Origin of the sequence: Streptomyces sp. NPDC046197 (assembly GCF_040646295.1) — a bacterium.
Taxonomy (GTDB): domain Bacteria; phylum Actinomycetota; class Actinomycetes; order Streptomycetales; family Streptomycetaceae; genus Streptomyces.
On the sequence record NZ_JBEYZY010000014.1, the window covers coordinates 159979 to 182649 of the forward strand.

17 protein-coding genes are annotated in these 22671 nt (G+C 71.7%); 7 read left to right on the forward strand and 10 right to left on the reverse strand.

Annotated features, from left to right (window positions below; translation table 11 throughout):
* Positions 1-19: 19 nt before the first annotated feature.
* The 3 genes from AB0A61_RS21390 to AB0A61_RS21400 form a co-directional block, all read right to left on the reverse strand.
* On the reverse strand, positions 20-1648 hold the full coding sequence (locus AB0A61_RS21390) for an ABC transporter substrate-binding protein (RefSeq protein WP_361294222.1): 1629 nt from the start codon (positions 1646-1648) through the stop codon (positions 20-22).
* Between the two features lie 581 nt (positions 1649-2229).
* Positions 2230-4146 carry a translational GTPase TypA gene (typA, locus tag AB0A61_RS21395; protein ID WP_361294225.1) on the reverse strand — a complete coding sequence of 639 codons (1917 nt, stop codon included), beginning with the start codon at positions 4144-4146 and terminating at the stop codon, positions 2230-2232.
* Between the two features lie 162 nt (positions 4147-4308).
* Positions 4309-6594: an ABC transporter family substrate-binding protein gene (locus tag AB0A61_RS21400; protein ID WP_361294228.1), complete on the reverse strand. Its 2286-nt coding sequence runs from the start codon at positions 6592-6594 to the stop codon at positions 4309-4311.
* Between the two features lie 335 nt (positions 6595-6929).
* Here AB0A61_RS21400 and AB0A61_RS21405 point away from each other — a divergent pair, with 335 nt between their 5' ends.
* The 4 genes from AB0A61_RS21405 (at position 6930) to AB0A61_RS21420 (ending at position 10924) form a co-directional block, all read left to right on the forward strand.
* Positions 6930-7217 (forward strand): hypothetical protein, encoded by a 288-nt coding sequence (locus AB0A61_RS21405; RefSeq protein ID WP_361294231.1) that lies wholly within the window; start codon positions 6930-6932, stop codon positions 7215-7217.
* A 142-nt stretch (positions 7218-7359) separates the two neighbouring features.
* On the forward strand, positions 7360-8196 hold the full coding sequence (locus tag AB0A61_RS21410; RefSeq protein ID WP_361294234.1) for a hypothetical protein: 837 nt from the start codon (positions 7360-7362) through the stop codon (positions 8194-8196).
* A gap of 26 nt (positions 8197-8222) precedes the next feature.
* Positions 8223-10157: a fumarate reductase/succinate dehydrogenase flavoprotein subunit gene (locus AB0A61_RS21415; protein ID WP_361294237.1), complete on the forward strand. Its 1935-nt coding sequence runs from the start codon at positions 8223-8225 to the stop codon at positions 10155-10157.
* Entirely contained in the window at positions 10154-10924 is a 771-nt protein-coding gene (locus tag AB0A61_RS21420) for a succinate dehydrogenase/fumarate reductase iron-sulfur subunit (RefSeq protein WP_361294240.1), read from the forward strand. The genes AB0A61_RS21415 and AB0A61_RS21420 overlap by 4 nt, the downstream gene beginning before the upstream one ends.
* A gap of 15 nt (positions 10925-10939) precedes the next feature.
* Here AB0A61_RS21420 and AB0A61_RS21425 read toward each other — a convergent pair whose 3' ends face one another.
* Entirely contained in the window at positions 10940-11227 is a 288-nt protein-coding gene (locus AB0A61_RS21425; protein ID WP_361294243.1) for a hypothetical protein, read from the reverse strand.
* 28 nt (positions 11228-11255) lie between these two features.
* Positions 11256-12416: a hypothetical protein gene (locus AB0A61_RS21430; protein WP_361294246.1), complete on the reverse strand. Its 1161-nt coding sequence runs from the start codon at positions 12414-12416 to the stop codon at positions 11256-11258.
* Between the two features lie 95 nt (positions 12417-12511).
* On the opposite strand from AB0A61_RS21430, the gene AB0A61_RS21435 reads away from it, so the two are divergent.
* A complete protein-coding gene (locus AB0A61_RS21435) occupies positions 12512-14125 on the forward strand; it encodes a hypothetical protein (RefSeq protein ID WP_361294249.1) in 1614 nt (537 codons plus the stop codon).
* A 227-nt stretch (positions 14126-14352) separates the two neighbouring features.
* Here the strand turns inward: AB0A61_RS21435 and AB0A61_RS21440 are convergent, their stop codons facing one another.
* The 5 genes from AB0A61_RS21440 to AB0A61_RS21460 form a co-directional block, all read right to left on the reverse strand.
* Positions 14353-17019: a SpoIIE family protein phosphatase gene (locus AB0A61_RS21440; RefSeq protein ID WP_361294252.1), complete on the reverse strand. Its 2667-nt coding sequence runs from the start codon at positions 17017-17019 to the stop codon at positions 14353-14355.
* A gap of 250 nt (positions 17020-17269) precedes the next feature.
* Positions 17270-17677: an ATP-binding protein gene (locus tag AB0A61_RS21445; RefSeq protein WP_361294255.1), complete on the reverse strand. Its 408-nt coding sequence runs from the start codon at positions 17675-17677 to the stop codon at positions 17270-17272.
* A gap of 229 nt (positions 17678-17906) precedes the next feature.
* The gene (locus AB0A61_RS21450; RefSeq protein WP_361294258.1) at positions 17907-18332 is read right to left on the reverse strand and encodes a (deoxy)nucleoside triphosphate pyrophosphohydrolase; all 426 of its coding nucleotides are present in this window, start codon (positions 18330-18332) and stop codon (positions 17907-17909) included.
* Positions 18333-18564: 232 nt separating this feature from the next.
* On the reverse strand, positions 18565-18762 hold the full coding sequence (locus tag AB0A61_RS21455) for an SPOR domain-containing protein (protein ID WP_361294261.1): 198 nt from the start codon (positions 18760-18762) through the stop codon (positions 18565-18567).
* A gap of 378 nt (positions 18763-19140) precedes the next feature.
* Positions 19141-19893 (reverse strand): GntR family transcriptional regulator, encoded by a 753-nt coding sequence (locus AB0A61_RS21460; RefSeq protein ID WP_361294264.1) that lies wholly within the window; start codon positions 19891-19893, stop codon positions 19141-19143.
* A gap of 354 nt (positions 19894-20247) precedes the next feature.
* Here AB0A61_RS21460 and AB0A61_RS21465 point away from each other — a divergent pair, with 354 nt between their 5' ends.
* Positions 20248-21495: a serpin family protein gene (locus AB0A61_RS21465; RefSeq protein ID WP_361294267.1), complete on the forward strand. Its 1248-nt coding sequence runs from the start codon at positions 20248-20250 to the stop codon at positions 21493-21495.
* Between the two features lie 35 nt (positions 21496-21530).
* Positions 21531-22637 carry a pyridoxal-phosphate dependent enzyme gene (locus AB0A61_RS21470; protein ID WP_361294270.1) on the forward strand — a complete coding sequence of 369 codons (1107 nt, stop codon included), beginning with the start codon at positions 21531-21533 and terminating at the stop codon, positions 22635-22637.
* Positions 22638-22671: the final 34 nt, after the last annotated feature.

A 22671-nucleotide genomic window follows, 5' to 3' on the forward strand; every position in this document is an offset into this window, starting at 1 on the left:
AATCGACCGTTGCGGCCTGTTACTTCTTGTAAACCTCGACGTCCGCGAACACCGGCTTGGCGAAGGTGTCGTAGCTGACGTTCGTGACGTTCTCGGAGTAACCCGCGTTCGTCTTGTAGTACCACAGCGGGATGGCCGGCATGTCCTTGTACAGGGCCGCCTCGGCGTCCTGGTACAGCTTCACCGACTCCTCGAGCGAGGAGGCCTTGTCCGCCTTGGCCGCCAGGGTGTCGAACTCCTTGTTGGAGTAGCCGCCCTCGTTACCCGCGGCGGTGGTGCCGTACAGGTCCTTCAGGAAGTTGGCGTTCAGCGGGTAGTCCTGCACCCAGCCGGAGCGGTAGAGGCTCTGGACCTTCTTCTTGGTGCGGACGTCCAGGGCCGTCTTGAAGTCGGCCTTCGCGTCGCCCTCGCACTTGACGCCGGTGTTCTGGGTGATGTTGGCGCACACGGCCGTCACCCATTCCTTGTGGCCGCCGTCGGCGTTGTACAGGATCGAGATGCTGGCGTTGGTGCCGCCCGCCTCCTGCACCAGCTGCTTGGCCTTGGCCGGGTTGTAGGTGCAGGCATCGCCACAGGCGTTGGGCTTGTAGCCCTCGACGGTCGGCGGGACGAAGCCGGTGGCGGGCTCACGCGAACCGGCCAGCACCGTCTTGGTGATGGTGTTCCGGTCGATGGCCATGGACAGGCCCTCGATGAACTTCGCGCGGTCCTTGATGTTCTTGATCGTCGGCGCGTACTCGGCGACGGCGATGGTCTGGATCGCGCCCTGCGGGGCGTCGACCGCGCGCTTGCCCAGGTCCTGGTGGTACTTGGTCATGTCGGTCGGCGCGACCTGGTCCAGCACGTCCAGGTTGTTGGAGACGGCGTCCTGGTAGGCGGCCTCGGAGGTCGTGTAGAACTTGAAGTCGATGCCGCCGTTCTTGGGCTTGGGGCCCGCGTAGTTGGCGTACGTCTTCACCAGGAAGTCCTGGTTGTGGTTCCACTTGACGAACTTGTAGGCGCCGTTGCCGACGGGCTCCTCGCCGTACTTCTTCGGGTTCGTGTAGAAGACCTTGGGCAGCGGGTAGAACGCGCTGTAACCCAGCTTGTAGGTCCAGTACGGAACCGGGGTGGCCAGGGCGACCTTGATGGTGGAGTCGTCCGGGGTGGTCAGACCGGACATCTTGTCGGTCTTCGGGGCGCCCTTGTCCGGGTGGACGTCGGTGTAACCCTTGATGTCCGAGAACCACGAGGCGTTCTGCTGCGCGTTCTTCGGGTTCGCGCCCCAGTTCCAGGCGTCCACGAAGGAGTGCGAGGTCACCTTCTCACCGTTGTGGAAGGTCCAGCCCTGCTTCAGCTTGATGGTGTAGTGGCTGGCGTCGTCCTGCTTGATGGACTCGGCGACGAGGTTCTCGAGCTTGCCCGTCTTGGGGTTGTAGTCGGCGAGGCCGCTGAAGAGGGCGTCGGTGATGTGGCCACCACCGGTCTCCATGACGTTGGCCGGCTGGATGGGGTGCTGCGGCTCGCTGCTCTGATAGCTGAACACGCCGTTGGGGTCGACTGCCTTCGACTTCCCGCTGTCCGAGCTGCCCCCACCACCACAGGCCGTCGCGCCCAGCGCCACAACCGCGGCTATCGCAACCCACTTGGCGCTCTTGGCACCACGCATGGGGCTCCTCCTCATGAGTCCATTGGTTCACCGCATAGGGGGACACATGACACATCACCGTCACCGGTGCCTGAAATGGTCAGGTGTCCCCCACGCTCGTGAGTCGGCGCCTCCAGTAGCGCGTGACCCGTCATCCGAGCTCTACGCGCCTAACTATCTGCCATGCGAACCGGAGCGAACCACACCTGCAAGGTCTCGGTTCGATCACACCTGCCGCGTACTTCTTCCAAAATCCGGACAAAGGGTTTGGTGAAAGATCCCTGCGAAACGGACTTGTTACACAACTATCGGGCAGGACTGTCCGAATAGCGGACGGAGCGGCGAAAAAAATCAGTTGCGCTCAGGGGCGGAGCATGCTCTCTCGACGCCTCGGCGCAAGGACAGACCGTCGTGATGGATCGGTAAGCCGCAGATTCCGGTCACTGTAACAACGCCACATGGCCGGGCAGAGGCCTGCGAGAGAGCTGACACACGGTTATAGGGAAAACCCTGTGCGGCTTTTCGGCCCGCCGACGAGAGGGGGCCCACCCGGCGTGCTGCCAGGAGGGCCCCCCTCGTGTCGGCCGCGCGGCGGCCGTGCGTCAGCCGTGCTTGGCGCGGCTGGCGGCGCGGGCGCGCTCACGCTGGTCGAGGGCGACCTTGCGGATACGGACCGCCTCCGGGGTCACCTCGACGCACTCGTCGTCCCGGCAGAACTCCAGGGACTGCTCCAGGGAGAGCTTGCGCGGCGGCACGATCGACTCGGCCACGTCGGCCGTCGAGGACCGCATGTTGGTGAGCTTCTTCTCCTTGGTGATGTTGACGTCCATGTCGTCGGAGCGCGAGTTCTCGCCGACGATCATGCCCTCGTACACCTCGGTGCCCGGCTCCACGAAGAGCACACCGCGCTCCTGCAGGTTGGTCATCGCGAACGCGGTGACGGCACCGGAGCGGTCGGCGACCAGCGAGCCGTTGTTGCGGGTCTGCAGCGGGCCGAACCACGGTTCGAAGCCCTCGTGGATGGAGTGGCCGATACCGGTGCCCCGGGTCTGGGTCAGGAACTCGGTGCGGAAGCCGATGAGGCCGCGGGAGGGCACCACGAACTCCATGCGGACCCAGCCGGAGCCGTGGTTGGACATGTTGTCCATCCGGCCCTTGCGCACGCCCATGAGCTGGGTGACGGCGCCCATGTGCTCCTCGGGCACGTCGATCGTCATGCGCTCGACCGGCTCGTGCACCTTGCCGTCGATCTCCTTGGTGACGACCTGCGGCTTGCCCACGGTCAGCTCGTAGCCCTCGCGGCGCATGGTCTCGACGAGGATGGCCAGCGCGAGCTCGCCGCGGCCCTGGACCTCCCAGGCGTCCGGACGCTCGGTCTCCAGCACCCGGAGGCTGACGTTACCGATGAGCTCACGGTCCAGGCGGTCCTTGACCTGGCGGGCGGTGACCTTGCGGTCCTTGACGACGGCCTTCGCGTCGGCGCCCTTGCCGGTGCCGCCGCGGCCGACCAGCGGCGAGGTGTTCGTACCGATGACCATGGAGATCGCGGGCTCGTCGACCGTGATCAGCGGCAGCGCGACCGGGTTCTCCGGGTCGGCCAGCGTCTCGCCGATCATGATGTCGGGGATGCCGGCGACGGCGCAGATGTCACCCGGGCCGGCCTTCTCGGCCGGCTTGCGGGTCAGGGCCTCGGTCATCATCAGCTCGGAGATCCGCACGTTCTGCACGGAGCCGTCACGCTTGATCCAGGCGACCGTCTGGCCCTTGCGCAGCTCGCCCTGCTCGACGCGCAGCAGCGCGATACGGCCGAGGAAGTTGTCGGCGTCGAGGTTGGTGACGTGGGCCTGGAGCGGGGCGTCCGCGTCGTAGCTCGGGGCCGGGATGTGCTCCAGGATGGTGGAGAAGAACGGCTCCAGGCTGGTGGAGTCGGCCGGAACCGTGCCGTTGTCCGGCTTGGTCAGCGAGGCGATGCCGTCACGGCCGCAGGCGTAGACGATCGGGAACTCGATCTGCTCCTCGTCCGCGTCCAGGTCGAGGAACAGGTCGTACGTCTCGTTGACGACCTCGTCGATACGGGCGTCGGGACGGTCCGTCTTGTTGATGCAGAGAATGACGGGCAGCCGGGCCTGGAGCGCCTTGCGCAGCACGAAGCGAGTCTGCGGCAGCGGGCCCTCGGAGGCGTCGACGAGCAGCACGACGCCGTCGACCATCGACAGACCGCGCTCGACCTCGCCGCCGAAGTCGGCGTGGCCGGGGGTGTCGATGATGTTGATGGTGATCGGGTCCCCGCCGGCCTTGGGGTGGTACTTCACCGCCGTGTTCTTGGCGAGGATCGTGATGCCCTTCTCACGCTCCAGGTCGTTCGAGTCCATGACGCGGTCGTCGACCTGCTCGAGCTGGTGGGCGGCGAAGGCACCGGCCTGCTTCAGCATGCCGTCGACGATGGTCGTCTTGCCGTGGTCGACGTGGGCGACGATAGCGACATTGCGGATGTCGTGACGCGTAGCAGTCACAGCCATATTGCGGCGTACTCCCGGAGTGTGAGGAAGGCTCCGCGTACGTCCTCGGTACGCGCGCCCTGCCGGGCTTGACATGCCACGGCCTCACCCCATGGTACGGGGCTGCTGCCACTGAGGCCTGCCGGGTGGTGTCGGGGCAGGTCAGTAGGGCTTCAGGGCAGGTCAGTAAGGCTGGTGGGAGGGGCTCGGGGACGGCTTCGCCCCCTTCTTCAGGAAGCCCATGTCCTCGAAGACCGGAGTCTGGAAGCCGAAGGCGCCCACGTTCGCCAGGGTCCTGCGCACGGCGACGAGCTGGGGGCGCTGGTAGAGGGGGATCGAGCCGGCGGAGGCCCAGATGCGGGCGTCCGCCTTGCGGATCAGGTCCCGCTCCTCGCCTTGGTCCAGGGTGGCGACGGCCTGGTCGAAGAGCTGGTCGACCTGGTCGGTGCCGACGCGGGTGTAGTTCTGCTGGACGCTCAGGGAGCCGTCGGCGGCCGGGACCGGCTTGGCGTAGATCGGGCGGGCGTCGGTGGCCGGGAAGGCGCTCGCGGGCCAGGAGTACAGCGCCAGGTCGTACTGGCCGGAGGCGATGTGGTCCTTGAAGTAGCTCTCGTCCGCGACCTTGGAGATCTCCGTGCCGATGCCGACCTTGGCCAGCATCGCCGAGATCCGGTCGGCGACCTTGCGCAGCGTGTCGGAGCCGGGGCCGGAGGGGAGCACGAAGCGGAGCGCGAGCGGCTTGCCGTCCTTGGCCAGCGGGCCGACGGCCGGGCCGCCCGCCGGAGCGGCGGTGCCCTTCGGGGCGTACGCGCCTGGGACCCCTCCGTGTGTCAGGTGGTCCTTGGTGTACTGCTTGCCGTCCTGTGCGAGCTGCTTGGCGCCGCCCTCTCCGGTGGCCTGCCCCTCCTCGCTCTCGTCCCGGCCCGGCTTGCCGGGGTGTTTGCCCGTCCCGTCCTTGTGGTCCCGCGCTTCCTTCTGCCCGTCGGCGTCCCGGTGCGCCTTGTCGTCGTCCTCGCCGACGATGTACGTGCCGTCGTCGCCGCCGTCGGACTGGTCCTTGGCCGCGTGTCCCTCCGGGCCGGCCGCCTTCTCGCCCTTCTTCTGCTGCTTGATGGGACCGCCGGCGACCCAGCCGGCGTCCGCGAGCAGCGCCCGCGCCTGGCCGGTGTCCTGCCCGCCGAGCGCGCCGCTGTTGTCGGCGTAGGCGGCCTGACCGGGCATGGCCAGGTGGTTGCCGACCGGGACCGCGGGCAGGCCCAGCGGCTTCAGGACGATCTGGGCGAGCTGCGCCCGGTCCAGGGCGCGGGCCACCGCGTGCCGTACGCGCTCGTCGGCGAGCGGCCCGTCGGAGCCGTTGAGGGCGAGCTGGGTGTAGGCGGGCGCCAGGGACCTGCGCACCTGGACCTCGCGCAGCGCCTGCTGCTGCCGCAGCAGCTTGGTCAGCTCCTTCTGCTCCTTCTGCTCCTTCTTACGGGCGCCGAGCTCGAGGTCGGCGGCGTCCTCGTCGGAGCCGTGCACCAGGGCCCAGGAACGCAGCGCCCTGGCCGCCTGGCGGCCACCCGCGCCCTTGAGGGGGGAGCCTCCCTGCGGGCCGTCGGCAAGAGTGATGCGGTCGGCGTCGGCGGGTTCGACGTCGGCCACGTCCACGGTGCCGTCGGCGAGCGCGGTGATCCGCTTGTCGCGCGGAACCGCATGCAGCACGATCCCGGACAGCTTGGCCGGGTGGCCCCACCAGCGCGGGTTGCGGGCGAGGACGACGTCCTTGGCCTTGGTGTCGATCTTCTGCACCGTGAACGGGCCGGCGGTGACCTTCAGCTTCTTGCGCGCCCCGTCGTTGAAGGCGTCCGGGGTGCCCATGACGTCCTTGGGGTACAGCGGCGAGAACAGCGCCTGCCAGTCGGCGTAGGGCCGGCTGAAGGTGACCCTGACCTCCAGGTCGTTGGCCCCGCGCTCGATCTTCTCGATGCGGTCGTAGCCGGCGTTGTGTGCGGTCCAGTAGGTGGAGTCCCGGCCGGACAGGGCGCGCCACTGGGCGGCGAAGTCGGCGGCGCCGATCTCACGGCCGTCGCTCCACACGGCCTGCTGGTTGAGCCGGTAGACGACGACCTGCTTGGGCTCGGTCTCGACCACCCGGGCGGACTCCAGGTAGTCGGGGTCGCGCTGCGGCTGCCCGGTGGCGTCGAGCCGGTACATGGTCGGCAGCACCGCCTGGGCGACCCGGGTGGTACCGCCGTCGGCGTCCGCCTGGAAGGTGTTGAGCGTCTCCGGCATGGCGTCCACGGCCCAGCGCAGTGTGCCACCGTCGGCGACCAGATGGCGGGCGGCGGACGCGACGTCCTGACCGGCCGGCGGCTTGGTTCCCTCGTCGTCGGAGCCGCAGCCGGACAGGAGGGGCACCGCGAGCGCACCCGCGGCGAGGAAGGCGAGCGAGCGCGTGACCGCGCGCGGTCCGACACCGTCGTGGGACATCTGTGCTACCTCCGAGGAGCCGCTCCCGCCGGTTGACACGGGTGCAGTCTGATCACATTTGGCGGTATTTTGGAGTTGATCAGATCTATGGCCCCACTGAAGAGGAAAGGGTTCGCCAGCCGAGGGCGACACGGCGGCCCGGGCCCGTAAGGTCACCCGTGCGGCGCAACGTGCGCCCCCGGCGCGCACAGAGCGCGTGCGGGCGTGCGTACTGGGTGTGCAATCCGCCAATCGCTGCACATCCTCTTCCCACCGGCAGGTGTGACGCGCAACACTCGCAGGCGCATGAACGTTGCCGCTTGGGCCTGTGTGGCCCGTGGAAGTGAGGTCACGTCATGTCCGTGCACGACGACCTGACGTCAGTACAGCGCGCCCTCGATGATCTGTTCCGGTCGGTGGGACGGCTGGAGCAGCAGCTCGGCGGCGGGCTGGAGATACGCCGCGTACGCACCGACGCCGATCACCTGCGCGAGAGCGTCGCCCTGCTGCGCGAGGTCTCCGAAGGCCCGGGCGCGGCGAAGCGTCCCGCGCTCGTCACCATCTCCGACGCGCCCTACGACATCTCCCTGTGGACGGACTCGGACGACGAGGGTCTCGGCGCCCGCGACCGCCACGCACCCTGACCCGACCACGAGTGAGCCGACGGGGCGCGCCGGAGGCGAGGGGCCGGGCGCGTGGAGGCCCGGCCAAAGTGCGGTGAGCACGGCCGGCCCCTCGACACCGGCTTCGGCGCCCCGGCGGCGAGTCCCCAGAGGAAGGTGCGCATTGGCCACTGGTACGGAACCACCCGGCACAGAACCCCATCCGCTCCGCGGCGGCGTACGGTCCCCGGCGCGCGCCGCGATCGAAGCTCCGCACCTGCGGACCGACCGCTGGTGGCTGGCACCGGCGGCCACCGCCGCCGGCCTGCTGGCCTTCGTCGTGTACTCGACGTGGCGGGCCTTCGCGAACGCGGACTACTACGCGGCGCCGTACGTCTCGCCGTTCTACTCGCCCTGTCTGGCGGAGAACTGCCGGACCATGCACGCCGGCCCGAACGCGGCGCTCTTCGGCAGCTGGTGGGCCATCTCCCCGGCGATCATCATCCTGATCTTCCCGCTGGGCTTCCGCCTGACCTGCTACTACTACCGCAAGGCCTACTACCGCGGCTTCTGGGCGTCTCCGCCCGCCTGCGCGGTCGCCGAGCCGCACCGGACGTACACGGGTGAGACCCGCTTCCCGCTGATCCTGCAGAACGTCCACCGGTACTTCTTCTACGCGGCGATCCTGGTCGCCGGCGTGCTGACCTACGACACCGTGCTGGCCTTCCGCGACCCGCACTACCGCTGGGGCCACATGGGCCTGGGCACCCTCGTCTTCCTGGTCAACATCGTGCTGATCTGGGCGTACACGATCTCCTGCCACTCCTGCCGGCACATCGTGGGCGGCAAGCTCAAGCACTTCTCGAAGCATCCGGTGCGCTACCGGGCCTGGCAGTTCGTCGGCAGGCTGAACGCCCGCCACATGCTGCTGGCCTGGTCGTCGCTGGTGAGCGTGGCGCTCGCCGACTTCTACGTCTACCTGGTCGCCTCCGGCGCCTTCGACGATCCCCGTTTCTTCTGACGAGTTCTGATGAGTGAGGCCTTCTGATGTCCGTGGTCGATCGGCAGGAGTGGGACGTCGTCGTGGTCGGCGCGGGCGGCGCCGGACTGCGCGCCGCGATCGAGGCGCGTGAGCGCGGGGCGCGTACGGCGGTGATCTGCAAGTCGCTGTTCGGCAAGGCGCACACGGTGATGGCCGAGGGCGGCATCGCGGCGGCGATGGCCAACGTCAACGAGCACGACAACTGGCAGGTCCACTTCCGCGACACCATGCGCGGCGGCAAGTTCCTCAACCAGTGGCGGATGGCCGAGCTGCACGCGCAGGAGGCGCCGGACCGGGTCTGGGAGCTGGAGACCTGGGGCGCGCTGTTCGACCGGACCGGGGACGGCCGGATCTCCCAGCGCAACTTCGGCGGCCACGAGTACCCGCGTCTGGCGCACGTCGGCGACCGCACGGGCCTCGAGCTGATCCGGACGCTGCAGCAGAAGATCGTGTCCCTGCAGCAGGAGGACCACCGGGAGACCGGGGACTACGAGTCCCGGCTGAAGGTCTTCCAGGAGTGCACGGTCACCCGGATCCTCAAGGACCAGGGACGCGTCAGCGGGGTCTTCGCCTACGAGCGCGAGACCGGACGGTTCTTCGTGCTGGAGGCACCCGCCGTGGTGATCGCCACCGGTGGCATCGGCAAGTCCTTCAAGGTGACGTCGAACTCCTGGGAGTACACCGGCGACGGGCACGCCCTCGCCCTGCTCGCCGGGGCCCCGCTGCTGAACATGGAGTTCGTGCAGTTCCACCCGACCGGCATGGTCTGGCCGCCGTCGGTGAAGGGCATCCTGGTCACCGAGTCGGTCCGTGGCGACGGCGGCGTGCTGCGCAACTCCGAGGGCAAGCGGTTCATGTTCGACTACATCCCCGACGTCTTCAAGGAGAAGTACGCCGAAACGGAGGACGAGGCGGACCGCTGGTACGACGACCCGGACAACAACCGGCGTCCGCCGGAGCTGCTGCCGCGCGACGAGGTCGCCCGCGCGATCAACTCCGAGGTGAAGGCGGGCCGCGGCTCCCCCCACGGCGGGGTCTTCCTCGACGTGTCGACGCGGATGCCCGCCGAGGTCATCCGGCGCCGGCTGCCGTCGATGTACCACCAGTTCAAGGAGCTGGCCGACGTCGACATCACGGCGGAGGCGATGGAGGTCGGGCCGACCTGCCACTACGTGATGGGCGGCATCGCGGTCGACTCCGACACGGCGGCGGCGCGCTCGGTGCCGGGGCTGTACGCGGCCGGGGAGGTCGCGGGCGGCATGCACGGCTCCAACCGGCTCGGCGGCAACTCGCTGTCGGACCTGCTGGTGTTCGGCCGCCGGGCGGGCCGGCACGCGGCCGAGTACGCCCAGTCACTGGCGTTCGCCCGGCCGCCGGTGGACGACACCCAGGTCGACACGGCGGCCGCGGAGGCGCTGCGGCCGTTCTCCGCGGAGAGCGAGCAGCCGGCGGGCGGGCCGCCGGAGAACCCGTACACCCTCCACCAGGAGCTCCAGCAGACCATGAACGACCTGGTCGGCATCATCCGCCGCGAGGGGGAGATGGAGCAGGCACTCCACAAGCTCGCGGAGTTGCGGGTACGGGCGCGGCGGGCCGGGGTCGAGGGCCACCGCCAGTTCAATCCGGGCTGGCACCTCGCCCTGGACCTGCGGAACATGCTGCTGGTCAGCGAGTGCGTGGCGCGGGCCGCGCTGGAGCGCACCGAGTCGCGCGGCGGGCACACCCGGGAGGACTTCCCCTCGATGGACCGCACGTGGCGCCGGGTCAACCTGCTGTGCCGGCTGACCGACCCCACGGGCGGCCTGGCGGCCACGGACCCGGTCCGCGGCCAGATCACGCTGTCCCGGGAGACCACCGAACCCATCCGCTCCGACCTGCTCGCCCTCTTCGAGAAGGAGGAGCTGGTCAAGTACCTCGCCGAAGAGGAGCTGTACGAGTGACCAGCTACGAGGCCCGCTTCAAGGTGTGGCGGGGCGACGCGCAGGGCGGGGACCTGGAGGACTTCCGGGTCGAGGTCAACGACGGAGAGGTGGTGCTGGACATCATCCACCGCCTCCAGGCCACCCAGGCGCCGGACCTGGCGGTGCGCTGGAACTGCAAGGCGGGCAAGTGCGGGTCGTGCTCCGCCGAGATCAACGGGCGGCCGCGGCTGATGTGCATGACGCGCATGTCGGTGTTCGGCCGCGAGGAGACGGTCACCGTCACCCCGTTGCGGGCCTTCCCGGTGGTCCGGGACCTGGTGACGGACGTCGGCTTCAACTACCAGAAGGCCCGGGAGGTGCCCTCCTTCGTGCCGCCCGCCGGTGTGGGCCCGGGCGAGTACCGCATGTTCCAGCAGGACGTTGACCGGTCGCAGGAGTTCCGCAAGTGCATCGAGTGCTTCCTGTGCCAGGACACCTGCCATGTGGTCCGCGACCACGAGGACAACAAGACGGCGTTCGCGGGCCCGCGCTTCCTGATGCGGGTCGCGGAGCTGGACATGCACCCCCTGGACGCCGCCGCCGAGACCGGCCTCGACCGCAAGAGCACGGCCCAGGACGAGCACGGCCTCGGCTACTGCAACATCACCAAGTGCTGCACCGAGGTCTGCCCGGAGGGCATCAAGATCACGGACAACGCGCTGATTCCCCTGAAGGAACGCGCGGTGGACCGCAAGTACAACCCGCTCGTGTGGCTGGGGTCCAGGATCGGGAGACGGCCGTCGTAGCGGAGGGCCGACCGGTCAGGACGCGCGTCCGGGGCGCTGGGACATCCACTGCAGGGCCAGCCCCGCCATGAACGCGACCCAGCCGAGCAGCGGCAGGGGGCCGAAGGCCCGGGCGAGCGGGCCCAGGAACATGTAGAGGGCGAATCCGGCCGCGCCCAGCAGCGCACCGTATCCCCACAGCCTCGGCCGCAGAACCCTGCTCCGGGCCCACGGCGGCACCCAGCCGTACGCGATGTTCGCAATGCCCGCCAGAGCCAGCAATGTCGCGAGCACCGCGGCCGTCACCACCATGAACATGTGCATGAAGAACATGGTCCCACGCAGGCAGGCGTCATGACGATGCGACCCAGCCTTTGCGGTACGCGGTCCAGTCGTCCTCCGTGGCGGCGAAGTCCACGTACAGGGCGACGCCGAAGCGTTCGCGGTCGGCGGCGGTGCGGGACAGGCCCAGCCGGACGCCGCGGACGGCGGCCGGGACCGTCTCGGCCGCGGCGCGACGGCCGAAACGGTTCTCGTGGTAGAAGGGCAGGCCCATGAGCAGGTCGGTCGAGGGCGGGGTGACCTCCAGCGCGAGCGAGGTCTGCTGGGCGACATAGCCGCCGTACAGGCTCTGCAGCGGCTGCATGGTGTCGTACGACATGACGGCGATCTGGTCGACGCGGCGGGCGACCTGGCCGAAGTACGCCTGCGACCACCACTTCGGGTGTCCGGTGAGCGTGCCCCAGAGGGAGTGGAACGCCGGGAGCGGGTCGATCTGGTGGGCGGCGACCGACAGCGGCACGCCGTGCGCCCGGGTGACCTCGTGCAGGGCGTCGAGCAGGGCGAGGTAGCCGGGGTCGCCGGAGTGCAGCGGCTCCAGGTCGAAGTGGGCGCCGTCGAAGCCGGCGGACAGCACCTGGCGGGTGGAGGCGACCACGGCGGCACGCGTCGCGGGCCGCTCCAGACGCAGCCCGTCGGGGCTCTCGCTCGCCAGCCTGTCGCCGAGCCAGGCCTGCACGCGCACGCCGGGCAGCGCCCGGTGCACGGCCGGAATCAGCCAACGCGCCTGCCGATAGGCCGACTCGGGCAGCGTGCCGTCGTCCTCCAGCGGCCCGGCGTGCACATACAGGTCCCGTATCCCGGTCTGCCGCAGGCGTGCCGCCAGCGCGGCGACATCGCCGTCTCCCTTCCGGCCGTCGACCCAGGCATGTCCCAGCCAGATCGCGTCCCGGCTCCTGGTGTACGTCCCGTCGGCCGGGTCGCCCGTGTAGTTCACGCGCAGTGCGGCCTCACCGGCGAGCAGCGGGACGAGCAGCACCAGAACGAGCCCGAGGGCGACGCGTCCCGCCCGGCGCAGACGCCGACGGCGGGCCGGCCCGCGCGCCGCGTCCGGACCACCGCCGTCCCGCCGCTCGTCGCCGGTCCCCGCGCCGGGGTCCGGCGTGCCGCCGCCGGTGGCGGATCCGTCGGGCGCGGGCTCCGCCTGCGGCTCCGTGTCCGTGGTGTTTTCCATCCCCTTGTCCCCTCGCACATCGCCGTGTCCCGCCCGCCCCACCGCTGACGCGGCCCCGGTCGCGTTGCCGCCCGGGCCGCCATACGCTCCCAAACGTGACGTCATCCCAGTTCCGGGCGCCCCGGCGGCGGCGCGTGACCGCACCCATGGCGGTGCGGGTGGCGCACACCGTGCTGGGCGGAGCGGCCGGGATCGTGTGGCTGGTACTGCCGGGAGTGACGATCGACGCCGAGGCGGCGGTTGCGTCCGCCCGGGCCGGCCCGGCCACGTGCGCCGCCGCACCGCAACAGGACGAGACGTCGACCACCGACCTCGTCCTGCCGCTCGTCGCGGTCGGGGCGGCGGGCGTGCTCGCCGGGTACGGGTACGTACGGCGGACCCGGCGGGCAAGGACCCGTACGACTCCGGGCGGCGGACCCGCACCGCCGCAGGCACCCTCGCCCGACGGGGAACTGGACCAGCAGGCACGGGAGTTGCTGGTCCGGGCCGACGACTGGGTGCGCACCAGCCGGGAGGAACTCGCCTTCGCCGAGGCCCGGTTCGGCGCCGCGGCCGTCGCACCGTTCGCTCAGGCGGTGCGGGAGGCCGAGGCGGAGCTGGCGGCGGCCTTCCGGATGCGCCGGCGATACGACCAAGGCGTTCCACGGGAGGCGACGGCCGGGCGGCAGATGCTCGCCGGCATCGTCGGCCGCTGCGAGGAGGCGGGCCGGCGGCTGGACGCGCAGGCCGCGGGGTTCGACCGGCTGCGTGACCTGGAGGGGGCCGGGGGCGAGGCGCTGGACATCGCGGAGTCACGGTTCCGGGAGCTGGCCGGGCGGACGGGGTCGGTGGAGTCGGCACTCGCCTCGCTCGGCAAGCGGTACGGGTCTTCGGCCGTCACGTCCGTCGTGGGACACGGCGAACAGGCCAAGGAGCGGCTCCTGTTCGCCACGGCCTGCCTCAACCGGGCCCGGCAGCGGGCCGATGCGGGAAGCGGCCGCGCGGCCGCCTCGGCGCTGCGTGCCGCCGAGGGTGCCGTGGCGCAGGCCGCCGTGTTCGTGGCGGGCGTCGACCGGCTCGCCACGGAACTCGCGGCGGCCACGGAGTTGGTGCCGGCCGCACTCACCGGAGCGGAGGCGGAGCTCGCGGAGGTCCGCAAGGGGACCGAGGCCACGGCGGTCGCGTCCGGTGGGGCGCCGGCCGTGGTCGGCTCGGCCGATGTGCCCGTCGGCGAGCTGCTGGCCCGCGCGGCGCACGCCGACCTGGTACTGACCGCCGTACGGGAAGCGCTGACCGCCAGGCCGTACGACCCGCTGGACGCGCTGCGCCGGATCGTGCGGGCCACCGCCCCACTCGGCGTGGGCGGGACGGGGGTCCTCGCGGCGGCCTCGGCGCTCGTCGCCCGCAGTGCCGCCGAGGGCGCGGACGACTTCGTCACCACGCACCGGGGCGCGGTCGCGGACACGGCCCGTACCCGGCTGGCGGAGGCGCTGCGGCTGCTGGCGACCGACCCGGTGGCCGCCGACGCCCTCGCCGGTCAGGCCCGCGAACTCGCCGAGCAGGACGTACGGGTGCACGGGAATCCGTACGCCGGAGCGGCCGAGCCCGCGATCGGGGTGGCCGCGGCGATCCTCGGCGGAGTGCTGCTGGGCGAGGACCCCGACGGCGGACCACCCGCCGGCTTCGGCGGCCCCCGCACCCGAGCCCGCCGACGCGCGCACCCGCTTTAGACACCGCCCACCGCCCGCAACCGCTGTGGACACCCCCTCACCCGCAACCGCTTGGGCACGCCGAGGTCCGCGAGCCCTTCGACACCGCCCGCGATCACGTTGGACGCGGCGACGCAGACAACCGCTCGGGACACCGGCGACCGGAAAGCCCGCGCGGACCGGACCGGCCCGGCCGCAACCGTCCCGGCCGACCGCGCGAGCCCCGCCGAGCGGCCGGGGACGCCGGGTCAGAAGAGGCTCAGCAGAGCCTCCGCCGGGTCGGTGAGGCCGGTCTCCCCGTCGGGCAGGGGCAGCTCGAACCACACCGTCTTGCCTCGCGGGGTGCGCCGGGAACCCCAGGCGGCGCTGAGCAGACCGACGAGCTGGAGGCCGCGGCCGCCCTCGTCGGTGTCGCGGGCGCGGCGGCGGCGCGGCTGGACGAGCCCGGAGTCCCACACCTCGCAGACCAGCGTCCGGTCGAGCAGCAGCCGGAGTCTGATCTCGCCCTCGCCGTATCGCAGGGCATTGGTGACCAGCTCGCTGACGAGGAGCTCCGTCGTGTCGACCAGCGGCTCCAGGTCCCAGCTCAGCAGTTGGGCGCGGGCCTGTTCGCGGGCGCGGCCGACGCTGCGCGGCTCGCGCGGCAGGGTCCAGTCGCCGACGGACTCGGCGGGCAGGCCCTGGACGCGGGCCATCAGCAGCGCGATGTCGTCCTCGCCGTGGTGCGTGTCGAGGGTGTTGAGGACGTGGTCGCAGACGTCCTCCAGGTCCCGATGGGTGTCGGCGCGCGCCGCCGTCCTCGAGGAGTGGCGGTCGGGCGACGGGCGGCCGGGATCGGTCAGGGCGCCGACGAACGCCTGCAGGCCCTCGTCCAGCGGGTGGTCACGGGACTCCACCAGGCCGTCGGTGTAGAGGGCGAGGAGGGCGCCCTCCGGGAGTTCGACCTCCACCTCCTCGAACGGCTCCCCGCCGACGCCGAGCGGCATGCCGGGCGGGACGTCCAGCATCAGGGCGGCCTCGCCGGGTTCGACGAGCACCGGGGGCAGGTGGCCGGCGTTGGCGAAGGTGCACCTTCGGGTGACCGAGTCGTAGACGGCGTAGACGCAGGTTGCCAGGTAGACCTCGGAGAGGTCGGCCTCGCGTGGTCTGCGGGCCGCGCGCGTCGCCTGCTGGACGCCTCCGGGCGCGCCGAGCCCGCGCGCGATCTCGTCCAACTGGGAGAGCACCTCGGCCGGTTCCAGGTCCAGCAGGGCCAGCGTCCGCACCGCCGTGCGGAGTTCGCCCATGGCCACGGCGGCGCGCAGACCGCGGCCCATGACGTCGCCGACGACCAGGGCGGTGCGGTGGCCGGGGAGTTCGATGACGTCGAACCAGTCACCGCCGACCTCACTGGGCCGTGCGGTGGCCGAGTTGCCGGGCAGGTAGCGGCAGGCGATGTCGAGGCCGGAGGCCTCCGGGTCGCCGGGCGGCAGCAGGGACCGTTGCAGTATCAGCGCCCGCTCGTGCTCACGCCGGTACAGGCGGGCGTTGTCGATGCAGACGGCGGCGCGGGCGGCGAGCTCGACGGCGAGGCCCCGGTCGCGCTCCCCGAACGGCTCGCTGCCCTTGGTCCGCGCGAACTGCGCCAGTCCCACGACCGTGTCGTGGGCGACCATCGGCACGGCCAGCGTGGACTGCACCAGGCCGCCGTCCTCGCCGGGGACGGCCTGCGGGCGCGCGGTGCGCAGGGCGTCCGCGCAGGGCGAGTTGAAGGGGTAGTGGTGCACGGCGCCGACCGCCACGGACGCGCCGACGCCGGTGAACGGCGCGTCGGAGACGGCGCTGGCGAAGGCGACCCGGCGCAGTTCGGCGCTGCCGTCGGCCAGCCCCTGCGGGGTCTCGTCACCGACCAGCAGCCCCTGGTACAGGTCGACGGTGGCGAGGTCGCAGAAGCCGGGGACGACCACGTCGAGGAGTTCGCGGGCGGTGGTCTCCAGGTCCAGGGAGTTGCCGATACGGGCGCCGGCCTCGTTGAGGAGGGCGAGGTTGCGCCGTGCGGCGGCGGCCTCGCGGGCGGCGGCGCGGCGGGCGGTGATGTCGGTTCCGAGCCAGGCGATGCCGATGGGGCGGCCGGATCCGCTGTGCACCCGGTAGAGGTTGACGGACCAGTGGCGGCGCTCCTCCGAGCCCGGTACGAAGCCCGTCACGTGCATGTCGGTGATGGACTCGCCGGACTCCAGGACCCGGCGCAGGGTCGCGGCGACCCGCTCGGCCTCGGCGCGGGGCAGGTAGTCGTGCACGCCCTTGCCGCGGTGGTCGTCCGGTGTGCCGCCGAAGGTGGAGGCGAACCGCTGGTTGGCGCGGCGCACCCGCAGGTCGGGGTCGATGAGCAGGAAGCCGAACGGAGATTGTCCGAAAATTGCCTGCGATGCGGCGAGATCGGTCTCGATGCTGCGCAGGGTGCGGACATCGACGACGATACAGACTGCGGCCTTGTCGCCCTCAGCCGTCCGGGTCGGCATCACGTAGACCTCGGCCAGTGCCCGTGCGCCGCGTACGCCGTCCTCGGTGGCCGGCATCCGGAAGGGGACCACGCCGGTCCACTCCCGGCCGTCCAGGATCTCGGCCATCTTCCGCTGGCCCCGCTCGCGAAGGTCGGGGTCGATGAAGGACTCGATCGGGTCCATGCCGACGGCGCGTTCGGCGGGGATGCCGAAGAGCTGCTCGGCGCGCAGGCTCCACTGGTCGACATGACCGTCGGAGCCGATGGAGAAGGACGCGAGCTTGATGTAGTCGTACATGGAGCCGGGCGGACTGCTCTGCCACATCGCGTCCACGGGCGGCACCTCGTCGGCGGCAGTACCGACCGCGGTGTCCGTCCTCGCGCCGTCCGACGGGTCCTCGGACTCCGTGGCCTTCGCTGGTATCTCGCTCACGCGAACCGTCCCCTCCAGCTCACCGCGCCCGGCACCGGTCACCTGGGGCGGCTGCCCACAGTATCCAGCACTACGGTGCCGCACAACACGGTGTTCACGATCACAGGACCATCCCGATGTCTTTCGGTCCGGCCGTGGCAACACAACCAGTCTTCTAACCAGGCAAGACCCGGTCGAATCACGCCCGTCGGCAACCGGCACCGACCAGAACCGGCCGTACGCCGGTACGGCCGGGCGGCTGGGCCCCCCGTCACCGCGGCACTGCCAGTTCGAACCAGACCGTTTTGCCGGCCGCGCCCGGGCGGCTGCCCCAGCGGCGCGAGGAGGAGGCCACCAGTTGCAGCCCGCGGCCGCTCTCGTCGTCGGGGCGGGCGGGGCGTTCGCGGGGCGGATCGGGCAGCGAGTCGGAGACCTCCACCACCAGCACGTCCGGCAGCCCCGCGGGTCGCACCAGCCGAACTCCGATGGGACCTTCGGCGTGCCGCAGGGAGTTGGTGACCAGTTCGCTCACCAGCAGGGCCGCGGTGTCGGCGACGCCGTCGAGGTGCCAGGTGTGCAACTGGCTGCGGACGACGGCGCGGGCAGCACGCACGACGCCGGGATGCGCGGGGAACGTCCACTCGGCGCAGTCTTCTTCGGTGTCGATCACGCCGATCACTTCCCAGGCCAGCGAAGCCGCCCATGTCCTGTTTCATGGGGTTAATGGGCACATACCCGGTATCAGGGAGCCAGTACCGCGCGGGACCCCGCGCAGTGGCACGAATGGCGCACGCGCGCCCGGCACGAATCCTCACGCGCCCGGCGCGGATCCTCACGCAGCCCGGCGAGACGAGCCCTACGCGTCCGCCCCGGAAACGTGAGCCCTACGCGCCTGGGCGACGCGAGCCCTACGCGCTCCGGGCCTCCCCCGGGCCGCCGCCGAGGCGGGTGAGCGTCGCGCGTACCGCGGGGACGTCCTGGTCCAGCCAGGGCACGTCCCAGATCTCGGCGGGGGCGAGCCAGCGCAGTTCGTCGTGGTCCTCGAGCGGCCGGGGACGGGCGGAGCCGGGGCGCAGACGGGCGGTCCAGACCTGCAGTTCGTACGGGGGCCGCAGTGGCCAGCTGCCCGGAACGCGCTCCACGGGCTCGGCGTCCACGCCGAGTTCCTCGCGCAGTTCGCGTACGAGGGCGGCCTCGGGGCGCTCACCGGGCTCCACCTTGCCGCCCGGCAGCTCCCAGCGACCGGCCAGTTCGGGCGGCGCGCTGCGGCGCGCGGCGAGCAGGCGGCCACCGTCGAGCAGGGCGGCACCCACCACCACGGTCCGTTCGGTCATGCGCCGGAGCCTACGGCAGAGCGACCGGGGCGGGCGAAGGGGTTCGCAGGCGGGCCGGCGGCGAGCTCGGGGGCGTAGGCCGACGGGTTCCGCAGAAGATGACGAGGAGTTCGAAAAGACGTAGGCAAAGGAGTCAAGCAGCTCTGAAGCGTTGACGCGGGGATCGGCCAGGAGTCCGAAAGGGGCCGCCGAAAAGCCGCAACAGGAAACTCACAACGGGAGCGAGAGAGGGTCAGTCGGCGGTGCTCCTGCCGTTGCCGTTCTGGCCGAGGTGCTCGACCCAGTAGAGCTGCTTGCGGCCCTGACCGTCGAGGCTGTCCGCTATCTTCTGGGCCTCGGCGCGGGTGGCGTACCGGCCCACGCGGTAGCGATTGCCGTTGTCGTCCTGCCGTATGACGAGCCAGGGAAGAATGACCGTGCCGTCGTTCATCGTGCCCCACCGCTCCTTCCCGCCCCGGCCCGGCCGCTTCCCGCTTCCGGACCCCGCCGCGCCCCGCCCGCTAAGGAAACCGCAATTCGCATATGCCCGAGCCTACGCCTAACCTTCACGCACCGAATACGCCTTTTCACAAAGAGGTACACAACCAGCCGGTAACCAGCCAGTACGCAGGGGGCGCACGGTGACGAACGCGCCGTCCGTGGGCACCCGGGGGTCCGGTCGGGGGCATGCGGCAGCCGCCGGGGCGACCTGCGAAAACGGCCAGAATCGAGCGCCCGCACGGGGCGGGCGCCCGGCGGACGGCACCGGCGACCGCCTCGGGGGCGTGCACGGGCGTGCACTACCTCACCGGCAGCGACACCCGTCCCTTCACTTCACCGGCAGGTGGTACGCCATGCGGTAGCGGTCGGCGGGGACTACCACGTCCGCGGTCTCCACGGGGCGGCCGGAGGCGTAGAAGGTGCGCTGGATGACCAGCACGACATGGCCGGGGACTCCCCCCAGGGCGAGCAGTTCCTCGGCGAGACCGGGACGGGCGCCGACCTCCTCGGTGACGTTGTCGACGATGACGTCGATGGCGCGCATGCGCTCGACGACGCCCATGCCGCCGAGCGGGCCCTCCTCGGGCAGCATGACGGGAGTGCGGCCGGTCACGGCAAGCGGTTCCCAGGAGGTGGAGAGCATCATCGCCTCGCCGGCATCCCGGAACACGTACTTGGTGCACATCACGCGGTCGCCGGGCCGGATGCCGAGCCGCTCGGCGATCGCACCGCCGGCCTCGGTCTGCGCGCTGCTGGACTCCCAGGTGCCACGCGCCTCGGCGTCCGTCTGCTCCTGCCGGAAGGGGGTCGCCCCGCCGGCCGGGCGGAATCCGGAGCGGGAGATCCGGCGGGGCACGGGGCGCTCGCGCACATACGTCCCCGAGCCGGAGCGGCCCTCGACGAGCCCCTCGGCCATGAGCACCTTGCGCGCCTCCAGGGCGACCGTGTCCGAGACGCCGTACTCCTCGCGGATTCTGGCCTGGGAGGGCAGGCGGGTATGCGGGGGCAGCAGACCGTCGACGATCTTCTTGCGGAGATCACCCGCGACGCGCAGGTACGCCGGCTGCTCACCGAAAGTCACTGGCCGCTCCTATCAGGTTGTACAGACAGCAACAGCCTGGCAACCGTAGGTTGTGACACGCAAGCAAAGGCCAGACAATCACTCGATGTGATGACATGCGGTGTCGGGGGGATTACCCAGGCACTTTCTCCCCGCCATGGCCGACGCCACACCTCGGCGCCGCTCACCGGCCCCTCCCCGCCCCGCGGTGCCGGACCCCGCCAAGCGACGGCCGGGCCCAGAGCCTTGCACGCGGTGACCGCTTCCCGACGGACCGGGAGGCGGCCGCGGCGCCGGGGCCGAGCAGATCTTCCGATGCGGGCGACGATAGCCTTCGCGTGGGATTTTGCGGCGCGGCGGGGGGACGGAAACAAAATGCAGGCGGGCGTGGGGACGGCCGACGCGATCGGCGGGGCGACCCCTGAAATCGACGGGACGGTCCGGGCCGTCAACGGGCTGACCGCCCGCTGGGCGGAAGCGACCACGGGCGGCACCGTCCACTCGGCGGCCGGGGTCTGGCCGCTGCTGGCGTTCCTCGCCGACGGCGCGACGGGACCGGCGCGCACCGAGCTGGCCCGGGCGGTGGGGCTGCCCGCCGGCCAGTCGGCCGCCGCCGCACGGGAGTTGCTGGCAGCACTGCGGACCGTGCCGGGGCTGGGCGCGGCCCTCGGGCTGTGGACCAGGCACACCCTTCCGCTCCGCGAGGAGTGGCGGGCGGGGCTGCCGGCCGAGGCGCACGGCGTGCTCGGTGACGACCCCGAGGCCACCGGGCGGGCGCTGGACACCTGGGTGGCGGAGCGCACCGGCGGGCTGATCGGACGTATGCCGGTCGCGCTGACGCCGGACACCGTACTGGTCCTGGCGAGCGCGCTGGCCCTGCGCACCGACTGGCAGCGCCCCTTCGACGAGCGGATGCTGCAGCCCGACGCCGGACCTTGGCGGGGCCGCACCCTGCTCGGGCTGCACCGCAGGAGCATCCGGCTGGACCGCATCGGAGCGACCGACACGCCCGCCGGGTACGTCACCAGGCTCACGGTGCCCGGCGACAACGGCATCGACGTCCATCTGCTGCTGGGCGAGGAGCGGATGACGCCCGGCCAGGTGCTGGGGGCGGGCATCAACCTGCTGGGCGGTGCGCACCGGCCGGTGTCCGGCGCCCTGCTCCCGCACGGAAACGCCGGCCCCGGTCTGCGCGTCGAACAGGAGCCCTGCACCACCCCCCAGCCACCGCTGCTGGACGTCACGACCGTGGCGTACGAGGTGACGGCGCACCACGATCTCGCGGCCCTGCACCAGCTCTTCGGGCTGAGCGCGGCCACCGACCCCGGACAGGGGCACTTCCCCGGCATCAGCGACGCCCCCCTGGCCCTCGGGTCGGCCCGGCAGTCCGTCGTCGCCCGGTTCGGCGCCCTCGGCTTCCGCGCCGCCGCGGCGACGGCCGTCGCCGCCGTGCCCGGGGGCGGCCCGCCCCAGTACCGCCACACCACCACCGTCGTCCGGGCCACGTTCGACCGGCCCTTCGGCTTCCTCGCCGTCCACCGTCACACGCGCCTCGCCCTCGTGGCCGGCTGGGTCACCGACCCGACGCCGTACGCGCACTCGGCGGCCTACGGCCCTGGGTGACCTGCAGAACCGCGGCGCCGCTCTAACCTGCGCTCATGACACCTCTGCCGGACCGCTACTGCCCCGTCGACGGCGTCCGCATCCCCGGCGACTCCCTCGCCTGGTGCTGCCCGTCCTGCCATGGCCCCCTCGATCTCGACTTCGCCCCCACCCCGGCGCCGTTGAAGTCCCTCACCGGGCGGGTGAACTCCCTGTGGCGGTACACCGAGACGCTGCCGCTGTCGGCGCCCTCGGTGTCGCTCGGCGAGGGCCGCACCCCGCTCGTCCCGCTGACCGACGGCATCTCGGCGAAGCTGGACTTCCTGATGCCGACGCTGTCGTTCAAGGACCGGGGCGCGGTGATGCTGGCCGAACTGGCGCTGCGTGCGGGGCCGCGCCGGGTGGTCGCGGACAGCAGCGGCAACGCCGGTACGGCGGTCGCCGCGTACTGCGCCCGGGGCCGGCTGCCGTGCACGGTGTACGTGCCCGAGGGCACGTCGGCGAAGAAGCTGGAGCAGATCGAGGCGCACGGCGCGCGGGTGGAGGTGGTCGACGGCGGCCGCGAGGCGGCGGGTGCGGCCGCCCGGCGGGCGGCGAACGAGCCGGACACCTTCTACGCCTCGCACGTCTTCAACCCGTACTTCCTGCACGGCACCAAGACCTACGTCCACGAACTGTGGGAGGACCTGGGCGGACGGCTGCCGGAGGTCCTGGTCGTGCCGGTGGGCAACGGCACGCTGCTGCTGGGCGCGGCGCTGGCGGTCGCCGAGCTGTACTCGGCCGGCCTGCTGGACCGGCGTCCGGCGCTGTGGGCGGTGCAGGCGGCGGCGGTCGCTCCGCTCGCCCGGGCGTGGGAGGAGGGCGCGGAGGACGTGGCCGAGCCGATCGCCGCGGCCCCCACGTTCGCCGAGGGCATCGCCATCGCGCGACCGCCCCGGGCCCGTCAGATCCTGCGCGCGGTACGCAACTCGGGGGGCACCTTCCGGACCGTCACGGAGGACCAGATCCGGCACGCCCAGCTGGACCTCGCCTCCCGGGGCCTCTACGTGGAGTCGACGGCGGCCGTCTGCTGGGCGGCGGTGCGCGAGGGGGCGCTCGGGGGCAAGTCGGCGGTGGTGCCGCTGTGCGGGGCGGGGGTGAAGTCCGGGCTGGCGCGGGCGTAGACCGAACCGCCTGGCCGGCCCGGCGTCCGGGCCG

Coding starts and splice junctions, on each gene's coding strand:
- AB0A61_RS21390 (WP_361294222.1), bottom strand. CDS start 1,648: ATGCGTGGTGCCAAGAGCGCCAAGTGGGTTGCGATAGCCGCGGTTGTG.
- typA (WP_361294225.1), bottom strand. CDS start 4,146: ATGGCTGTGACTGCTACGCGTCACGACATCCGCAATGTCGCTATCGTC.
- AB0A61_RS21400 (WP_361294228.1), bottom strand. CDS start 6,594: ATGTCCCACGACGGTGTCGGACCGCGCGCGGTCACGCGCTCGCTCGCC.
- AB0A61_RS21405 (WP_361294231.1), top strand. CDS start 6,930: ATGTCCGTGCACGACGACCTGACGTCAGTACAGCGCGCCCTCGATGAT.
- AB0A61_RS21415 (WP_361294237.1), top strand. CDS start 8,223: ATGTCCGTGGTCGATCGGCAGGAGTGGGACGTCGTCGTGGTCGGCGCG.
- AB0A61_RS21425 (WP_361294243.1), bottom strand. CDS start 11,227: ATGCACATGTTCATGGTGGTGACGGCCGCGGTGCTCGCGACATTGCTG.
- AB0A61_RS21430 (WP_361294246.1), bottom strand. CDS start 12,416: ATGGAAAACACCACGGACACGGAGCCGCAGGCGGAGCCCGCGCCCGAC.
- AB0A61_RS21450 (WP_361294258.1), bottom strand. CDS start 18,332: ATGACCGAACGGACCGTGGTGGTGGGTGCCGCCCTGCTCGACGGTGGC.
- AB0A61_RS21455 (WP_361294261.1), bottom strand. CDS start 18,762: ATGAACGACGGCACGGTCATTCTTCCCTGGCTCGTCATACGGCAGGAC.
- AB0A61_RS21465 (WP_361294267.1), top strand. CDS start 20,248: ATGCAGGCGGGCGTGGGGACGGCCGACGCGATCGGCGGGGCGACCCCT.
- AB0A61_RS21470 (WP_361294270.1), top strand. CDS start 21,531: ATGACACCTCTGCCGGACCGCTACTGCCCCGTCGACGGCGTCCGCATC.